Origin of the sequence: Candidatus Pelagibacter sp. HIMB1505, assembly GCF_052047915.1 — a bacterium.
In the GTDB taxonomy this organism is placed as follows: Bacteria; Pseudomonadota; Alphaproteobacteria; order Pelagibacterales; family Pelagibacteraceae; genus Pelagibacter; species Pelagibacter communis_A.
This window is the reverse complement of record NZ_JBNAIR010000002.1, coordinates 1-16,936: the sequence shown is the minus strand read 5'-3', so window position 1 is coordinate 16,936 and position 16,936 is coordinate 1. Positions and strand designations below refer to the sequence as shown.

Here is a 16,936-nt window from a genome sequence, read left to right as displayed (position 1 = left end):
TCATGTCTGAATTAAATACAATAGCATTAAAAATTTTATCAAATGGTAAGGGAATATTAGCTGCAGACGAAAGTACGGCTACAATGACTAAAAGACTAGATTCTGTTAATGTTCCTTCTACTCCCGAGAACAGATTATCATTTAGAGAAACTCTTTTTTCATCAAGCAGCATGTCAGAATGTATTGGAGGAGTAATCCTTTATGATGAGACGATTAAACAACAAACCTCAAATAAAAAAGATATTCCAGATCTATTGCAATCAGTGAACTCAATACCAGGTATTAAAGTTGATACAGGTGCAAAAAGTTTAGCTGGATCACCAAATGAAAAAGTTACAGAAGGATTGGATGGTCTACGAGATAGATTAAAAGAATATTACAAATTGGGGGCAAGATTTACTAAATGGAGAGGTGTTTACAATATTACAAAAGATCATCCTAGTAAACTTGCTGTACATTCTAATGCGCATGCTCTTGCAAGATACGCAGCATTAGTTCAAGAATGCAATATGGTTCCAATAGTTGAACCTGAAGTTTTAATGGATGGAAATCATTCAGCTGAAGACTGTTTTAAAAAAACTTCTGAAGTAATTAAAAAATGTTTTGAGGAATTAATACTCCATAAAATTGATCTAACAGGTGTAATTTTAAAACCAAATATGATTTTAGCTGGATCAGAGTCTGATAATAAAATTAATGGTGATGAAGTTGCAAAACTAACTGTTGAATGTTTAAAAAGCTCAGTCCCATCTGAAGTTCCAGGTGTAGCATTTTTATCAGGTGGACAATCAGAAATAGAATCTACTGAAAATTTAAATTTAATAAATAAAGTAAATGATACAAATTTTATAATGTCCTATTCTTATGGAAGAGCATTACAACAAAGTGCGTTAAAACATTGGTCAAAAAATATCAGCGATATTGAAGGAACTCAAAAAGTATTTAATCATAGAGCGAAGATGAATACTTTGGCTGCACAAGGCAAATGGTCTAAGGAACTTGAGAACTAATAAAGAAAAGTTCATATACTTAATCTCTCCAAATAAAATATATAAAAATTTTTACAGGGATTTACGAAAAGTTTTAAAAACTAATAAAATAGCTTTTTTTCAGTTAAGATTAAAAAAAGATAGTTATGATAATAAAATTAAAGTAGCGAAAAAAGTTAAAATAATTTGCAAAGCATTTGGAGTTAAATTTTTAATTAATGATGATCCCAAACTAGCTTATCAAGTAAATGCCGATGGATGTCATTTAGGTCAAAATGATATGGCGCTAAATGATGCTCGAAAAATTTTAAAAAAAAAGATAATTGGTGTTACTTGTCATAACTCAATAAGGTTTGCTAAAATTGCTATTAAACAAAAAGCTGATTATTTAGCCTTTGGTGCATTTAATATAACAAAAACTAAAAAAGTTAGATTTAGAGCTAACGTGGGAGTTATTAAAAAACTCAAAAAATTGTCTGATATTCCAGTTGTAGCTATTGGAGGTATTAATAATCTAAATTATAAAAAACTTTTGTTGAACAAGGCAGATTTTTTAGCTATTTCAGGCTACGTTTGGAATAATAAAATATTAAAACCAACTGAAACTATTAAACTACTAAAATGAAAATAAATGCAAATGAAATAAGAGTTGGGATGCTCTTAGAATACAAAGATGATTTGTGGCAAGTTTTAAAAACTCAACACGTAAAACCTGGTAAAGGTGGAGCTTTTGCTCAAGTTGAAATGAAAAGTGTCAATAAAAACACAAAATTAAATGAAAGATTTAGATCAAGTGAAACTATTGAAAAAGCATCAGTCGAAGAAACTAGTTTTAATTATTTGTATGATGATGAAAATAATTATTTTTTTATGGATCCAAAATCATTTGAACAAATTGAAATTAAAAAAGACATAGTTGGTGAAAAAGGAAAATTACTTACAGAAAATCTTGAAGTCTCTGTGAGTTTTTACAATGAAAAACCTATATCAATAGACTTACCCAACCAAGTAAATTGCAAAATTGAATCAACAGATGCTGCCTTAAAGGGTCAAACGGTATCCTCGTCTTATAAACCTGCAATATTAGACAATGGATTAAGTATTCAAGTACCACCCTTTATTGAAGCTGGAGATGAAGTTGTTGTTGATACAAGAAATTTAGAATACATCAAAAAAATTTAAAGTTGTGAATTCAATTTCTGCAAATTTAAATATAATGATAAAGGCAAGTGAAAAGGCTTCAAAAGTTCTTATCAGAGATTTTGGTGAAATTGAAAAACTACAAGTTTCAAAAAAAGGGCCATCTGATTTTGTTACTAATTCAGATTTAAAGGCTGAAAAGATCATTATTGAAGAATTAAAAAAAGCTAGACCTAATTACTCTATCATCAGTGAAGAAAACGGAGCGGAAAATAATAAGGACAAAAATAATACTTGGATAATTGATCCAATTGATGGAACAATTAATTTTTTACACGGTATACCTCATTTTGCAATTTCAATTGCTTTAAAATCTAATGAAGAAATTATATCTGGATTAATTTTTGATCCTATTAAAAATGAAATTTTTTTTGCAGAAAAAGAAAATGGTGCTTTTTTTAATAATCACAGAATTAGAGTTTCAAAAAAAAACGAATTAAACAACTGTTTGTTTGTAACTGGAGGAAAAACTAAACAAGAACTAGATTTACCTTACAGAAAATCAGGGTGTGCAGCACTTGATATGGCCTATGTTGCAGCTGGAAGATATGATGGATATTTTCAGCATGATCTAAATCTTTGGGATATTGCTGCTGGACTCATTCTGGTAAAAGAGGCTGGTGGTGTACTTAATGAAATTGATTTAAACAATAATAAAAATATTAAAATTATAGCTTCTAGCCCCGATATTAACTCAAAATTACTTGAAAAATTGAATAACTTTTAATTGTTTTAGTAAATTCTTTTGCTATAAGTCTCGTCATGAAAAAAAATATTCATCCAAACTATCACTCTATTAAAGTTGAAATGACTGATGGCACGCAGTTTGAAACTAAATCTACTTGGGGCAAAGAAGGAGAAGTTCTTAAACTAGAAATTGATCCAAAATCACACGCTGCATGGACAGGTGGAAAACAGAAATTGATGGATAAAGGTAGAATAAGTAAATTCAACAAAAAATTCCAAAACTTTAAAGCAGAGAAAAAAAATTAAATGTCAAACGCACCATTAATGCCAATGGCGACAGCTGTTTGGCTTGTTGAAAATACCACTTTGACGTTTAAACAAATTGCTGAATTTTGTAAACTTCATGAAGTAGAAATCCAAGGAATTGCAGACGGAGAGGTAGCTAAGGGAATAAAAGCTTATAATCCAATTATATCAGGACAATTAACTCGTGAAGAAATTGAACTTTCATCAAAAGATCAAAATAGACCTTTGATTATTAAGAGCTCTGATATTGAAATTTCTAATTCAGAAAAAAAAACTAAGAAATATATTCCATTATCAAAAAGGCAGGATAAACCAGATTCGGCGCTATGGTTAATTCGACAACACAATATTTTAAAAGACTCTCAAATAGCAAAATTGGTAGGAATTACAAAAAATTCTGTGACAGCAATTAGGAATAAAAGTTATTGGAATTATAATAATTTAAATCCCAAAGATCCTGTGGCTTTAAATTTATTTACTCAAAAAGATTTAGTTGAAGCAATTGAAAAAGCTGAAAGAAGAGTAAAAAGAGAAAAAAAACAAAAAGAAAAAGCTAAATTAGAACAACAATCAGTTAGTTAATGAATAAAATGAATGGACATAAATTTTTAAAAGTGTTATTTAATCGTTTTTTTGGAGGTAGTTATTAAAATAGAAGTCAAAGATAATAATGTTGAACAAGCTCTTAGAGTTTTAAAAAGAAAACTTCAGAGAGATGGCTTTTTTAAGGTGATAAAGCTCAAAAACACTTACGAAAAACCTTCTGAGAAGAAAAAAAGAATTCTTCAAGAAAATATTAAAAGAGTTAAAAAACTTAATAAACTTAAAAATAGAATTTAAGTATACCGCGGGGTGGAGCAGTCTGGTAGCTCGTCAGGCTCATAACCTGAAGGTCGGCGGTTCAAATCCGTCCCCCGCAACCAAAAAAATATTGTGATTAAATCAAGCCTCTTACCCATCAAGTTTTCACTATTTATTTTTGCAATTTACCCCATAACATTTTTGATAGGTAATTTATTTATTAATCTTGCATTTATTTTTATTGGAGTCTTATTTTTAATTTTTCCCTATAATCTGAAATTGTCTATTATTAATGAGAATAAAAATCAAATTTTTTTATTATTAATTTTTTTTATTTCTTTATTAATTAATCTTTTCTTCTCTGAAGATTTATACTTATCTCTTCCAAGAGTTTTAAAGTTTTTATTAATTATAATTTTTATTATCACTTTTAAAATTTTACAAAATAATTATGATTTAGAAAAAAATTTATTTCAATTTTGGGTTTGGATATTTCTTTTTGTTTTATTTGATATAGTTTTTGAGATTTTATTTGGTAGAAATATCATCGGAAATACAGCACTTATACCTGGGAGAATATCTAGTTTTACAGGTGATGATATGAATATTGGAAATTTTTTTTCAGCATTTGTTTTGATAGTTCTAAGTTTTTTTAATAATAAATATAGAAGTAAAAAGCTCAATTTTCTATTAGTTTTTTTATTTTTAGTTATTTCTTTTCTGATTGGTGAAAGAGCTAATTTTATTAAAACATTTATAATGATAATAATATTCAGTTATTTCATCTTAAGTTTTAATAAAAGATATCTTTTAACAACAATAATTTTGATAAGTTTTTTTTTATTAATTATCTTAAATTATAATAATAATTATAAAACTAGATATATCTCTCAACTATCGTCAATAACAAAAGAAGGTATAGGTTATTATCTTGAAAATTCTATATATGGAGCTCACTATAGTGTTGCTAAAGAAATTTTCAAAAAAAACATTTATTTTGGAGTTGGTATAAAAAATTTTAGAATAGCTAGTTATGATGAAAAATATGTGACTAATCATAAACTAAATGATAGAAGAGCAAATACTCATCCACATCAGTTACATTATGAATTTTTAGCTGAAACTGGTTTGTTCGGTTATTTTTTTTTCTTACTTTTTATGTTTTTCTCATTAACATTTGCTCTCAAACAATTAAGAGAAAATTTGAATTTATATCAACTTTCTGGTTTGCTATTTATAGTTGTAAATTTAATACCACTCATTCCATCTGGTAGTTTTTTTGCAACATTTTCGAGTGGGTTATTTTGGATAAATTATACCTTACTTATGGGGAACTACAAAATTTTTAAATCTAATCAAAGTTTAAATTGAGATTTTTTGCTATCAACTAAAAAAGCTTTTACAGTTTCTTTAGTCAATTGATTAAAAGACTTTCCAAATTTTTCAATTTTTTCAATTATTGATGGTGGTATTGTAATTATGTGGCAACCCAATTGTTTAGCTTGTAAAAAGTTATATGGCTCTCTCACACTCGCCCAAAGTATTTCAACATTCTTAAATTTTTTTGCTAAAATAATACTTTTTTTAAATTCAGGAATTGGATCTTTACCTGCATCACCTGCTCTTCCTGCAAAAATTGATATAATCACTTTTGTCTCTTTATTAATAACTTTCAAAATCTTTTCAGTTTGTTTTGCACTATAAACAGCTGTTATATTAAGTTTAATATCTTTATTGTTTAATTCTTTAATAACTCTACCCATGAATTTATTTTTTGTATTCACAATAGGAACTTTTACATACACATTTTTACCCCAAGTACTGATTTTTTTTCCCTGATCGATCATAGATTTTTGATCATCAGCGAAAACTTCAAAAGAAATAGGTTTTTTTTTGCAAACTTTTAATATTTGCTCAGAATAAGACTTATAATCTTTTGCACCCGCTTTTCTCATTAAACTTGGGTTTGTAGTAAAACCTTTTACAATACTTTTTTTATTAAATTGAGCTATCGATGATAAATCTGCAATATCACAAAAAATTTTGGTATTCATTGAGTTATAGGTTTTTTGTAATGTCTTCTGTCATTTTTTTTGCATCAGCAAACAACATCAAAGTATTTTCTTTATAAAAAAGATCATTATCTATTCCAGCATATCCAGGAGATAAGCTTCTTTTAACAAATAACACTGACTTGCATTTTTCTACATCAAGAACTGGCATGCCATATATAGGACTTTGAGGATCTGTTTTTGCAACAGGATTTGTTACGTCATTTGCTCCAATTACAAATGCGACATCTGCATTTGCAAAATCATTATTAATCTCTTCAAGCTCAAAAACTTCATCATAAGGAACGTTTGCTTCAGCTAATAATACGTTCATATGACCTGGCATTCTTCCTGCAACAGGGTGAATGGCATAAGATACTTTGATATCATTTTTCTTTAAAGTATCCACCATTTCTCTTAAAGCATGTTGAGCTTGTGCTACTGCCATTCCATAACCTGGCACAATAATTACCGATGAAGCATTCTTCATTAAAAAAGCTGCATCATCAGCATTCCCACTTTTAACAGGTCTTTGTTCTTTATTTTTATCTCCTGCTGATTGCTCTGTTGCACCAAAGCCTCCTAAAATAACATTAAAGAATGATCTGTTCATTCCTTTACACATTATATATGATAAAATTGCTCCAGATGAACCAACTAAAGCACCTGTAATAATTAATGCTGTATTTTCTAAAGTAAAACCAATTCCAGCTGCTGCCCAACCAGAATAAGAATTTAACATTGAAATCACCACCGGCATATCTGCTCCTCCAATTGGAATAATAATTAAAAACCCAATTAAAAAAGATACTGCAATTAATATCCAAAACAAATTAGCAGACTGAGTTGAACAAAGATAATAAGTTAGAATTACAATTGAGATTAAAATTAATGCATTTAATGCGTGTTGACCTTTAAAGGTTATGGGTGCACCTGACATTATTCCTTGAAGTTTTAAAAAAGCAATAACAGAACCTGAAAAAGTAATTGCACCAACTGCAGCACCAATTGCCATTTCAATTAAACTAGCAAGTTTTATATTTCCAGGGGTTCCAAGTCCAAAAGCCTCAGGATTAATAAAAGCTGAGATTGCAACAAATACGGCAGCTAATCCAACTAAACTATGAAAACCAGCTACTAATTCTGGCATTGCTGTCATTGGAATTCGGTAAGCAATAAACGCTCCAATGCTTCCGCCGATTGCTAAAAAAATAAGTACATAAATAAATCCAGATGAAAAATTACCAACTGATAGGAAAGTGACTGATACTGCTATCACCATTCCAATAATTCCAAATAAATTTCCTTGTCTTGAAGTTTCTGGAGATGACAATCCTCTTAAAGCTAAAATGAATAATACTCCAGATATAAGATATAAAATTGCTGAAAGGTTTGCAGACATTAATTATTTATCCTTTTTCTTTTTTTTGTACATTGCAAGCATTCTTTGAGTAACTAAAAATCCACCAAATATATTAACTGCTGCTAAAACAATAGCTAGAAAACCAAAAATACTTGATGAAGAAAATACAACTCCATCTCCACCAGATAAAGCTGCAATAATTGCACCCACTATGATTACTGATGAAATTGCGTTAGTTACAGACATTAAAGGTGTATGCAATGAAGGTGTCACGCTCCACACCACATAATAACCAACAAATATTGATAATATAAATATACTTAATCTGAATATAAAAGGGTCTATTTCCATAATTTATTTTATTAAAGTTTTTTCAATTATTTCATCTTCTAAATTAATATTTAATTTCTTATTTTCTTTATCGTATAAATTTGAAATAAAATTAAATACATTTTTAGCATATAAATTTGATGCCGAAACTGGCAGTTTATTTAAAATATTTGCCTCTCCTAAAATTTTTACTCCATTTTTTTCAACAATTTCATCTACTTTTGTAAAAGCAGTATTACCTCCTTGAATAGCTGCTAAATCATAAATAATGGAGCCTGATTGTAGATTTTTAAACATCTCTTCTTTTACAATTTTAGGTGCCTCTCTGCCTGGAATTAAGGCTGTACAAATAATAATATCAATTTTTTTTAAAGTCTCAGTTAATAATTCTTCTTGTTTTTTTTTAAAATCATCTGAAGCTTCTTTTGCATAACCACCCTCTGTCTCTAAATTTTCAGCACCTTCAACATTTAAAAATTTACCACCTAAACTTTCCACTTGCTCTTTAGAAGCCATCCTTACATCTGTTGCAAACACCACTGCTCCCATCCTCTTTGCTGTTGCAATTGCTTGTAATCCTGCAACCCCTGCGCCAACTACTAAAACTTTAGCTGCGGGGACAGTTCCTGCTGCAGTCATCATCATGGGAATTGCTCTTTCATAAACTTGAAAAGCCTCAACAACTGCCTTATAGCCAGCCAAATTTGCTTGTGAGGATAAAATATCCATTGATTGCGCTCTCGTAATTCTTGGAAGCAGTTCCAATGAAAAACAATTAATTTTTTTTGATTTTAAGTTGTCTAATTTTTCTTTATTTGAAAAAGCATTTAAAGATCCAATTAATGTTTGGTTTTCTTTTAATAATGATAGTTTTTCATCACTTAATAATCCTAACTGGATAATAATATCTGAGTTTTTAATTATCTCCTCTTCGCTATCTGAAAAACTAACACCTAAATTTTTATATTCCTCATCACTAAAACCTAAATGAGATCCATAATTATTTGGTAAAGATAAATTAAAGCCTAAACTAATATATTTTTTTGCAATTTCAGGAGTAACAGCAATTCTTTTTTCCTTATCTTTATCTTCTGAAATGGAAGCTAAGTTCATCAAAGATTTTTAAAATTATAATAAAAATATTGCCATTAAAATTAAAACTAATATTACGGCAACTGTTCCCCACGTAACAAATTTTGTAAAATTATTCCAAGTATTTTTATGGTTTTCATTATCCATAAAACTATTTTTGTCTTGCTTTAAATTTAGGGTTGGTTTTATTTATTATATAAACCCTACCCCTTCTTTTGACTAATTTAGAGTTAAGGTCTCTTTTTTTGACGGATTTAAGTGAACTTTTTATTTTCATAATTTTTAATTGCCGGCAATGACCTACTCTTCCGTGTCTTAAGACAAAGTACCATTGGCGCTGAAAGGCTTGACTTCCGAGTTCGGAATGGGATCGGGTATAACACTTTCGCAATAATTACCGGCAAAGGTTTTATAACTTAAAAATTTGTAATGTAAACACTGATTTAATCGAAAATTTTAAAATTTATGCTCATTTTTAATTAAATTTCTCACATAATCTTTCAAATCTATCTTGCCATAAAATCTTAAAATTTTATTTGACAAAATTAATTTCGTCAAAGATGAGGCAAATCTCTCACCTTTTCTCGGGGGTAATAATCTAATTTTATTACTAAACATTTTAGCGACCTGTAATATTTTATAGCTTTTAGTATTTGTAATACTGTAATATTTGCATCTATTTTTTTTCCAAGCTAAGTAACATACTTCAATTGTATCTTGAATATGAGTAAATCTTCTTGATTGTGATCCTGGTCTAACAACAGGGAGTGATTTCTTTTTTAAAAAATGATCTTCAAAAATTCCAATTACAGTTGCCATTTTACCAGTCTTTATTTGACCAGGGCCATAAACATTATAAAAAAATATTACTTCAAATTTAAAATTAAACCACTTTTTTAAATTCTCTAAAAACTCTAAATTTTGTGTTTTACTAAAAGAGTATGGAGAAAGATTTTTATCATTTCCACTATTTCCAAGAGATGCTGAAGTCGCTGAATATATCAATTTAATATTATTTTTTAGACAGAATTTAAAAACCTCATTTGTACCAATAGTGTTTGATTGAATGCATTTATCCATTTGAACAAAACTTTGATAAATTCTAGAAAACTCTCCAAAATGAAATAAAGAATGAATCTTATTAGCTTTGTTACCTAGGATTTTATTTATTTCGGAGGTATTGCCTTTAATATAAGTAATTCTTTTATTTTTTTGCTCATTTTTTTTTGATCCAGATGAGTAATCATCAATAGATATTATATTAAATTTAGTTTTCAAAATTAAATAATTTATTAAATTTGATCCGACAAAACCACTTCCACCAGTAACAACTAAATATTTTTTATTTTTTTTCATTTTTTGTTTCTAATTTTAAAAAACTCTCATAAGTTATTTTAAAACCCTCATCTAATTTATATTTTGCTTTCCATCCATATTTTCTTGCCCTAGAAATATCTAATATTTTTCTAGGAGTACCATTAGGTTTTGATTTATCAAATTTAATTTTTAAATTTAATTTAAATTCATTTAACAAATAAACACAAAATTGCTTGATAGTTTTTTCATCTCCATTGCCAATATTTATTAATGAATGTTTGGTTCTTTTTTTTAAAAAAAATTCTGTAGCCTCAGCCATATCATCTACAAACATCAATTCTCTTTTTGGAGTTCCATCACCCCATAATCTTATATCTTTTTTATTATTTTTTTTTGCATCATGTATTTTTCTTAGTAGCGCAGGAAAAAAATGTGAATTTTTTGGATTATAATTGTCATTTGGACCATATAAATTTGTTGGCATTAAACATAGAAAATTTGTATTGTATTGTTTGTTATATGCTTCACACATTTTTAATCCTGCAATCTTAGCTATTGCATAAGGTTCATTTGTACCCTCTAATTTGCCAGATAATAAATAATCTTCTTTAATTGGTTGTTGAGAAAATTTTGGGTATATACAACTAGATCCTAAAAAAATGAGTTTTTTAACACCACAAAGATAAGAAGAGTGAATTAAATTAGTTTGTATCATCAGGTTTTCATAAATAAATTCACCTCTGTTTAAATTATTAGCTAGTATTCCTCCAACCTTCGCAGCTGCTATAATCACAAATTCTGGTTTTTCTTTTAAAAAAAAATTATAAGTTTTTTTTTGGCTTAATAAATCAAGGGAATTTCTTGTCCTAGTTATTAAATTTTTATAATTTTTTTTTTTAAAATATCTTAGAATAGATGATCCAACCATGCCATTATGGCCTGCTATAAATATCTTGCTTTTTTTATTTAAATTCATCTAGAATTTTATACTCAGCATATATCATTTCATCAATTAATGAGCTTAAATTAATTCTAGGTTTCCATTTAAGCTTTTTTCTTGCTTTTCTAGAGTCTCCTAACAATGTATTTACATCGAGTGGTCTAAAATAATTCTTATCACATTCAATAATAGGTTTGTTGTTGATATCATATGCTTTCTCTTTTATTCCTTTTCCTTTCCAAAATAATTTCATATTCAATTTTTTAGCAGTCAAATTAATAAATTCTTTTATAGAATATTGTTTACCTGTAGCAATAACATAATCCTCTGGTTTCTTTTGTTGTAATATCTTCCACATTGCCTCACAATAATCTTTTGCATGTCCCCAATCTCTCTTTGCATAAATATTTCCTAAAAATAATTTTTTTTGTTTACCTATTTTTATTCTACATAAGGCTGAGACTATTTTTTTTGTAACAAACGTTTCACCTCTTCTAGGACTTTCATGATTAAACAAAATTCCATTGCAGGCAAAAATCTTATACGCTTCACGATAATTTTTAGTAATCCAATGAGCATATACTTTAGCAACTCCATAAGGACTTAAAGGATAAAATTCAGTCTTTTCATTTTGAGGGATTGATTGAACATTTCCAAACATTTCTGAAGTTCCAGCTTGATAATATTTTGTTTTTTTTTCAAGTTTGTGGAACTTTATTGCTTCAAGGATTCTTAATGCACCTAAAGCATCAGCATTTGCTGTATACTCTGGTACTTCAAATGAAACAGCAACATGGGATTGGGCAGCTAGATTATAAATTTCATCCGGCATTGTTTTTTTAATTATGTTTGATACTGATAGTGAGTCAGTAATGTCTCCATAAAAAAGTCTAAAATTATAATTTTTTTCATGGGGATCCTGATAAATATGATCTACCCTTAAAGTGTTAATACTAGATGACCTTCTTTTAACTCCATTCACTATATAATTCTTTTTTAATAATAACTCAGCTAAATAAGATCCATCTTGTCCTGTTATACCAAAAATTAATGCAGATTTTTTTTTCATATTTTTTTGATATGTTATTTATCTCATTTAGTAAAGAAAGTTAAATATATAATAATAATTAAATTAGGTTTTTACAAAATCTTTTAAGCTGATTTTTTGAAATTTTTATTTTAATTTTATTAATTAATTTTTTATTAGATAATGTAAAAGAGTCGTTTGTCGATTTTAAAAGTCTTACATTTTGCAAAAAAGTGTGATCAATCCATGATATGATTTCAGAAATGTAAATTTTTTTAGAAATAGAAACATTAAAAACTCCATATATTTTTAGTTTTATTATCTTAAGAATTATTTTACAAAACTGATCAATACTTAAAAAGTCTTTAAAATCGTTATAAACATTAATCTTTTTTTTTTTTTGATATTTTTCTCTGTAAATTAAAAAATTATCAAAAAATAATTTGTGGCTATTAGCTGAATTTTTGAAAATTCTATGACCAATTACATTTGAAATTCTTAAACAAACTAATCTTTTTTTAATTTTCTTTCTTAAATATTTTTCAGTAATAAGTTTATTTCTTGCATAGTTATCTTTAGGTCTTATTTTTGATTTTTCAGTTATATTTTTTTTTAGAGCATAAATTTTTCTTGTATTAAAAAAAATATAATAAAAATTTATTTTTTTGAATTTTTCAATAAAATTAAAATCTGTATCATGTTTTGAATTATATTTTTTATTTACATAATTAGGAGATATAGAAGTGTTAATCACATGAGTAAATTTTTTAAAAAATTCAACATTTTTTTTTTTGATATCTTTAAATGATAGATTTACTGTTTCAAATTTTTTAGATAAATATCTATTTAGATTAGAGCCTAAAAAGCTTTTTTTTCCAATTATTAATATTCTAGTCATTTACAAATAAGCAAATAAATTTTGTAATTATCTTATCAATTGTTAACCTGTTACTTAACTTTAGCTTTCTTGAAAAAACACTTACAAAATCATGTGCTTGGTTTCTCCTGTACCACCAATGTTTGGAAAATAATTTGTATTTTTTTGATGCAGAATTATCTAGCTGTCTGTAATACGTTAGGTATTTATTAATTACAAAAATATTTTTGTTTTTTAAGAAATAATATAAAGCAACTCTAAAATCAAACCAAATAGACTCAAATTTTTTTATTTTTATTTTCTCAAATATTTCCTTTGCAAATTTTCTTCTCACTGACATGCAGCTTTGTGGTGAAAATCTTGGCCAATTTGAAATTAAAAAATTTTTTTGATAAAATTTTTTTTTTATATTTTTTTTTTTATATTTATAAATTGGAAGATCAAAAATTAAATCTATATTTTCATTTTTTTCAAATATTTCAGTGATAATTTTTACCTTATTAAATTTAAAAAAATCATCACTATCTAAAAAGAAAATATACTCACCTTTTGATTTTAAATAACCTTTGTAGAAAGAATTCATCTGATTATAACTACCATGCTTTGTTTTATTTGAGTTTTTTAGTGAAATTATTTTGCCCTTATATTTTTTTAGTACATCCATTGAATTATCTGATGAAATGTCATCAACCACAATTATTTCTAAAGATTTAGCGCTCTGACTTAATATAGAATTAATGCTTTTATTTAAAAAAATTGCATTGTTGTAATTCACAATAATAACACTAGCTTTTATTTTCATAAATATATTCAAATGATTTTCTAAATTTCATTCTTATTTTAAGTTTCATTTTAAAATTATTTTTCTCTAAAAGTTTTTTTACATCAGAATATTTATAGCCTTTATTAATCATCAAATCATAATGATGTTCAAAATATATAAATTTAATTTTTTTGAAATCATTTGTATTTATTCCAGACAAAATATTATATTCATAACCTTCCGTATCAATTTTTAAAATATCTATCTGATCTAATAATTTTTCAGAAATAAATTCTGAAAAATTAGAAATTTTTACACTTTGTTTTTTAGCTAAAAAAATTTCTTTTTTTTGAAATAATGAAAATAATTTTTCTTTTCTCTTAAAATATTCTGTATTCTTGTTAAGAATATTAAGGGTTGAAGATGATGTATCTTCAAATATGTTTAAGTATTTTGTTTCAGTTTTTTTTCCAAAGCCTATATTGAATAGTTTAATATTATCTGATGAATATTTTTTTTTACTTTTTAATTTTTTAAACAAATTAATATTTGGTTCGAAAGAATAGATTGTCTTTACGTTTAAATTCTTACAAAATAAATCAATAGTTTCTCCTTTATGTGCTCCAATATCAAATACATAAACAGATTTATTGTTTAATCGTTTTTTAAAAAAATTTATAACTGTAAGTTTATTTTTTAAATCTATTAGATTAATAAAAAACATTAGAGCTTTTAATACAAGATTACCAATCATTTCTGTAAACCATATTTAATCCTAAAAATTTATCTATATTTAATTTTTTATTGTATGAACATGGTGTTTTTGCAGCCCAGCACATTTTGCCGTTGGGTACAGAGTAAATTCTAAAATCTGCTTTCTGCAAAACTTTAAAAGATTGATTTTTCTCAATATAAAAATATGGACTTTCTAAAATTGGGTAATTATAAAAATTTATTTCCTTATTAAGTCTAATAATATTTCTGCCTAAATAAAAAAAAATAGATATAGACAAAAATATAACTGTTAAAGAAGTAATTTTTTTTTTTTTAATATCTAATTTATCAATCATTATACTAGTGAATATTATTAAGGGTAATGCTATTAAAACATATCCTCCATATCTCATAGCAGGATGAAATAAAAACCACTCCAGTAGAAAAATTATGGGTATTATTAAAATCGCTAAATATGTTCTATTTTTTATTTTTTTTGTTTTTTTAAAGGAAGAAATATAAAAGAAGAAATATATCAGGCTATACGCAAAAATTAATCCAAAAAGAGTATCAGATACTTTATTAAAAAAATGTCGATCAATCCAATTTTTGAGCCAATTAAAATTTTTTACATAATCCTTTTGAGGCATTTCAGAAACATAGCCAGGCCCACCTCCTGCTTTTGCCCACCATTCATAATGCAGTTTCATTCTTTTTACCTCTTTTTTTGGAATCGACCATTCATTGTTTCCTATACATGTTTTTTCAGCTGGATATAAAATACAACCTGTTGTCAAATAATTAGTAGCAACATTTCCAAAAAGACTGAAAGATAAAACAATTATTATTAGAAAGTTTTTTCTTACAAAAAATTTTTTAAAAAATTTTTTTTTAAAAAGTATTATGGGCACCAGCAACAAATACATATAATAAATTGCTTTCATGGATGATGCTAAAAAAATAATAATCAGTAATAAATTTAAATATAATGATATTTTTTTATTCTTTTCCTCAAAATACATTAGATCTGCAAAAAATAAAAAAATTAACAAAAGTAAAATTTGAGCTGATCTATCAGTTCCGTGTTCTCCAAGCCTATAAAAAACTATGTTAACAAAAATAACAGAAAGTAGTGAGAAATAACTTGTAAAATTATTTTTGATATTATTTTTTATCAATCTGTAGATTACGATATAGTTAAAAAATAGTAATATTAAAAAAGGTCCGATGTGAAATAAATAAAATTTTATATAAGGCATATACAGAAGTGAATGAAAGTGAAACAGACTTGAAAATGTTCTAAAACCATGACTAAAAACTCCTGTACCAATTATGAATTTATTTTCTGATAAGTTTAGTGTGTATGTTAAATGATAATAAGGAAAATCATCATGATTTTTATAAACATATGCTCCAATTAAAAAAATCAACAATAACAATAATAAATATCTAATATGCATTATGTTATTTTGATCTCTTCTTATATAAAAATAAAAACCTATAAAGCCTATAAAATGAACAACAATATTATGTGCAAAATTATGAGAAAATAAAAATGATGATAAAATCGAATAAACTGAAAGTGAAAAAAAACCTATTATACCCAAATATCCAACATTTAATTCAAGTAAATCTTTGTAAATTATTCTGGAAAAAATTTCACCATGTCCGATTATGGATATAATAAAAATTAATATATAAGATAAAAAAATTATATGTTCAGCCACTTTGTATATTGATAGTTATTTATTAAGTTAATGCAAAAATACAATCTAAATAACAATTTTTCTTATAAAGAAATAGTCTTTTTTTCAATTCTTTATTTGTCTCTAATAACTGGATTTTTTCTTTCTGAAAATTCGACCGGAGGTGCGATTACTGATTATTATAATCAAAAAAATATTAGTATACATTTCTCAAATAATTTTCTTGATAGCTTATTAAATTACGACAAATATTCTTCAAGACATTCTCCTGTATTAATCATTTTTCTATCATTCCTTGAAAAAATTAACCTTGATGACAATTTTATAAGACTTTTGCACTTACATATTTGCCTTATATTACCCTATATTTTTTATAAAATAATTAGAGAACAAGATTATACAAAAAATAAAAAAATTGCCCTAGTTTTATCCAGCATACTATTTTTATCACCAACATTTAGGTCTTTATCCATCTGGCCAGATAGCAGATTATTGGGTCTTACCATTTTTAGCTTAAGTATATTTTTCTTTGTCAAATTTTTAAATAAAAGAAGTTTTAAATTTGTAATATTTAATGTCATTTCATGTGCTTTGGCTTCCTATATAAGTCCGAATTTTTCTGTTTTTTCAATTTTTTTTCTAATAAATTTTATTTTGTATTATGGATTTAAAAATAAAAAAATATTAATCATTATAATATTAAATATTCTAATCTCACTTCCCGCAATATATTATATTTTTATACTTGATGTAAATTTTATAAATAAATCTGC

General features: G+C 26.2%; 22 protein-coding genes, 1 tRNA gene and 1 rRNA gene. 9 read left to right on the top strand and 15 right to left on the bottom strand.

Going from position 1 to position 16,936, the window contains the following annotated elements:
- The first annotated feature begins 2 nt into the window (after positions 1 to 2).
- The 9 genes from ACTTAU_RS06430 (at position 3) to ACTTAU_RS06390 (ending at position 5,354) form a co-directional block, all read left to right on the top strand.
- Entirely contained in the window at positions 3 to 1,010 is a 1,008-nt protein-coding gene (locus ACTTAU_RS06430) for a class I fructose-bisphosphate aldolase (RefSeq protein WP_438304356.1), read from the top strand.
- Positions 1,000 to 1,614: a thiamine phosphate synthase gene (locus ACTTAU_RS06425; RefSeq protein WP_438304359.1), complete on the top strand. Its 615-nt coding sequence runs from the start codon at positions 1,000 to 1,002 to the stop codon at positions 1,612 to 1,614. The genes ACTTAU_RS06430 and ACTTAU_RS06425 overlap by 11 nt, the downstream gene beginning before the upstream one ends.
- Complete coding sequence (gene efp, locus ACTTAU_RS06420) at positions 1,611 to 2,171, top strand: elongation factor P (RefSeq protein ID WP_438304361.1); 561 nt, start codon at positions 1,611 to 1,613, stop codon at positions 2,169 to 2,171. The genes ACTTAU_RS06425 and efp overlap by 4 nt, the downstream gene beginning before the upstream one ends.
- A gap of 4 nt (positions 2,172 to 2,175) precedes the next feature.
- A complete protein-coding gene (locus ACTTAU_RS06415; protein ID WP_438304364.1) occupies positions 2,176 to 2,916 on the top strand; it encodes an inositol monophosphatase family protein in 741 nt (246 codons plus the stop codon).
- Positions 2,917 to 2,951: 35 nt separating this feature from the next.
- Positions 2,952 to 3,182, top strand: coding sequence for a 50S ribosomal protein L31 (gene rpmE, locus ACTTAU_RS06410; RefSeq protein WP_085114705.1), 231 nt, complete (start codon positions 2,952 to 2,954; stop codon positions 3,180 to 3,182).
- Complete coding sequence (locus ACTTAU_RS06405; RefSeq protein WP_438304366.1) at positions 3,183 to 3,764, top strand: cell cycle transcriptional regulator TrcR; 582 nt, start codon at positions 3,183 to 3,185, stop codon at positions 3,762 to 3,764.
- A 63-nt stretch (positions 3,765 to 3,827) separates the two neighbouring features.
- Positions 3,828 to 4,022 (top strand): 30S ribosomal protein S21, encoded by a 195-nt coding sequence (gene rpsU, locus ACTTAU_RS06400; RefSeq protein ID WP_075484443.1) that lies wholly within the window; start codon positions 3,828 to 3,830, stop codon positions 4,020 to 4,022.
- Between the two features lie 6 nt (positions 4,023 to 4,028).
- Positions 4,029 to 4,105: transfer RNA gene (locus ACTTAU_RS06395), tRNA-Met, on the top strand.
- Between the two features lie 157 nt (positions 4,106 to 4,262).
- Positions 4,263 to 5,354, top strand: coding sequence for an O-antigen ligase family protein (locus ACTTAU_RS06390; RefSeq protein WP_438304367.1), 1,092 nt, complete (start codon positions 4,263 to 4,265; stop codon positions 5,352 to 5,354).
- Here ACTTAU_RS06390 and ACTTAU_RS06385 read toward each other — a convergent pair.
- The 15 genes from ACTTAU_RS06385 to ACTTAU_RS06315 form a co-directional block, all read right to left on the bottom strand.
- Entirely contained in the window at positions 5,339 to 6,037 is a 699-nt protein-coding gene (locus ACTTAU_RS06385) for a transaldolase family protein (RefSeq protein WP_438304368.1), read from the bottom strand. The genes ACTTAU_RS06390 and ACTTAU_RS06385 overlap by 16 nt on opposite strands.
- 4 nt (positions 6,038 to 6,041) lie before the next feature.
- Positions 6,042 to 7,436: an NAD(P)(+) transhydrogenase (Re/Si-specific) subunit beta gene (locus ACTTAU_RS06380; protein ID WP_438304370.1), complete on the bottom strand. Its 1,395-nt coding sequence runs from the start codon at positions 7,434 to 7,436 to the stop codon at positions 6,042 to 6,044.
- A gap of 3 nt (positions 7,437 to 7,439) precedes the next feature.
- A complete protein-coding gene (locus ACTTAU_RS06375; protein WP_438304372.1) occupies positions 7,440 to 7,748 on the bottom strand; it encodes a proton-translocating transhydrogenase family protein in 309 nt (102 codons plus the stop codon).
- A 3-nt stretch (positions 7,749 to 7,751) separates the two neighbouring features.
- Positions 7,752 to 8,840, bottom strand: a complete 1,089-nt coding sequence (locus ACTTAU_RS06370; protein ID WP_438304374.1) for an NAD(P) transhydrogenase subunit alpha — start codon at positions 8,838 to 8,840, stop codon at positions 7,752 to 7,754.
- Positions 8,841 to 8,855: 15 nt separating this feature from the next.
- Entirely contained in the window at positions 8,856 to 8,966 is a 111-nt protein-coding gene (locus ACTTAU_RS06365; protein WP_438304375.1) for an aa3-type cytochrome c oxidase subunit IV, read from the bottom strand.
- A gap of 4 nt (positions 8,967 to 8,970) precedes the next feature.
- Entirely contained in the window at positions 8,971 to 9,096 is a 126-nt protein-coding gene (ykgO, locus tag ACTTAU_RS06360; RefSeq protein WP_438304377.1) for a type B 50S ribosomal protein L36, read from the bottom strand.
- A 10-nt stretch (positions 9,097 to 9,106) separates the two neighbouring features.
- Positions 9,107 to 9,221, bottom strand: a 5S ribosomal RNA gene (gene rrf, locus ACTTAU_RS06355).
- A gap of 54 nt (positions 9,222 to 9,275) precedes the next feature.
- Positions 9,276 to 10,175, bottom strand: coding sequence for an NAD-dependent epimerase/dehydratase family protein (locus tag ACTTAU_RS06350; RefSeq protein WP_438304378.1), 900 nt, complete (start codon positions 10,173 to 10,175; stop codon positions 9,276 to 9,278).
- The gene (locus tag ACTTAU_RS06345) at positions 10,162 to 11,112 is read right to left on the bottom strand and encodes a GDP-L-fucose synthase family protein (RefSeq protein WP_438304380.1); all 951 of its coding nucleotides are present in this window, start codon (positions 11,110 to 11,112) and stop codon (positions 10,162 to 10,164) included. Before ACTTAU_RS06345 ends, ACTTAU_RS06350 begins: the two co-directional genes overlap by 14 nt.
- Entirely contained in the window at positions 11,099 to 12,145 is a 1,047-nt protein-coding gene (gmd, locus tag ACTTAU_RS06340) for a GDP-mannose 4,6-dehydratase (protein WP_438304381.1), read from the bottom strand. Before gmd ends, ACTTAU_RS06345 begins: the two co-directional genes overlap by 14 nt.
- 58 nt (positions 12,146 to 12,203) lie before the next feature.
- Entirely contained in the window at positions 12,204 to 13,001 is a 798-nt protein-coding gene (locus ACTTAU_RS06335; RefSeq protein ID WP_438304382.1) for an NAD-dependent epimerase/dehydratase family protein, read from the bottom strand.
- Positions 12,994 to 13,782: a glycosyltransferase gene (locus tag ACTTAU_RS06330; RefSeq protein WP_438304384.1), complete on the bottom strand. Its 789-nt coding sequence runs from the start codon at positions 13,780 to 13,782 to the stop codon at positions 12,994 to 12,996. Before ACTTAU_RS06330 ends, ACTTAU_RS06335 begins: the two co-directional genes overlap by 8 nt.
- The gene (locus ACTTAU_RS06325; protein WP_438304386.1) at positions 13,766 to 14,497 is read right to left on the bottom strand and encodes an FkbM family methyltransferase; all 732 of its coding nucleotides are present in this window, start codon (positions 14,495 to 14,497) and stop codon (positions 13,766 to 13,768) included. Before ACTTAU_RS06325 ends, ACTTAU_RS06330 begins: the two co-directional genes overlap by 17 nt.
- Entirely contained in the window at positions 14,487 to 16,184 is a 1,698-nt protein-coding gene (locus ACTTAU_RS06320) for a hypothetical protein (protein WP_438304387.1), read from the bottom strand. Before ACTTAU_RS06320 ends, ACTTAU_RS06325 begins: the two co-directional genes overlap by 11 nt.
- A 374-nt stretch (positions 16,185 to 16,558) precedes the next feature.
- Positions 16,559 to 16,744: a hypothetical protein gene (locus ACTTAU_RS06315; RefSeq protein WP_440632924.1), complete on the bottom strand. Its 186-nt coding sequence runs from the start codon at positions 16,742 to 16,744 to the stop codon at positions 16,559 to 16,561.
- Positions 16,745 to 16,936 lie beyond the last annotated feature (192 nt).

Coding starts and splice junctions, on each gene's coding strand:
- ACTTAU_RS06430 (WP_438304356.1), top strand. CDS start 3: ATGTCTGAATTAAATACAATAGCATTAAAAATTTTATCAAATGGTAAG.
- efp (WP_438304361.1), top strand. CDS start 1,611: ATGAAAATAAATGCAAATGAAATAAGAGTTGGGATGCTCTTAGAATAC.
- rpmE (WP_085114705.1), top strand. CDS start 2,952: ATGAAAAAAAATATTCATCCAAACTATCACTCTATTAAAGTTGAAATG.
- ACTTAU_RS06405 (WP_438304366.1), top strand. CDS start 3,183: ATGTCAAACGCACCATTAATGCCAATGGCGACAGCTGTTTGGCTTGTT.
- ACTTAU_RS06385 (WP_438304368.1), bottom strand. CDS start 6,037: ATGAATACCAAAATTTTTTGTGATATTGCAGATTTATCATCGATAGCT.
- ACTTAU_RS06380 (WP_438304370.1), bottom strand. CDS start 7,436: ATGTCTGCAAACCTTTCAGCAATTTTATATCTTATATCTGGAGTATTA.
- ACTTAU_RS06375 (WP_438304372.1), bottom strand. CDS start 7,748: ATGGAAATAGACCCTTTTATATTCAGATTAAGTATATTTATATTATCA.
- ACTTAU_RS06370 (WP_438304374.1), bottom strand. CDS start 8,840: ATGAACTTAGCTTCCATTTCAGAAGATAAAGATAAGGAAAAAAGAATT.
- ACTTAU_RS06365 (WP_438304375.1), bottom strand. CDS start 8,966: ATGGATAATGAAAACCATAAAAATACTTGGAATAATTTTACAAAATTT.
- ykgO (WP_438304377.1), bottom strand. CDS start 9,096: ATGAAAATAAAAAGTTCACTTAAATCCGTCAAAAAAAGAGACCTTAAC.
- ACTTAU_RS06350 (WP_438304378.1), bottom strand. CDS start 10,175: ATGAAAAAAAATAAAAAATATTTAGTTGTTACTGGTGGAAGTGGTTTT.
- ACTTAU_RS06345 (WP_438304380.1), bottom strand. CDS start 11,112: ATGAATTTAAATAAAAAAAGCAAGATATTTATAGCAGGCCATAATGGC.
- gmd (WP_438304381.1), bottom strand. CDS start 12,145: ATGAAAAAAAAATCTGCATTAATTTTTGGTATAACAGGACAAGATGGA.
- ACTTAU_RS06335 (WP_438304382.1), bottom strand. CDS start 13,001: ATGACTAGAATATTAATAATTGGAAAAAAAAGCTTTTTAGGCTCTAAT.
- ACTTAU_RS06330 (WP_438304384.1), bottom strand. CDS start 13,782: ATGAAAATAAAAGCTAGTGTTATTATTGTGAATTACAACAATGCAATT.
- ACTTAU_RS06325 (WP_438304386.1), bottom strand. CDS start 14,497: ATGATTGGTAATCTTGTATTAAAAGCTCTAATGTTTTTTATTAATCTA.
- ACTTAU_RS06315 (WP_440632924.1), bottom strand. CDS start 16,744: ATGACATTAAATATTACAAATTTAAAACTTCTTTTATTTAAAAATTTG.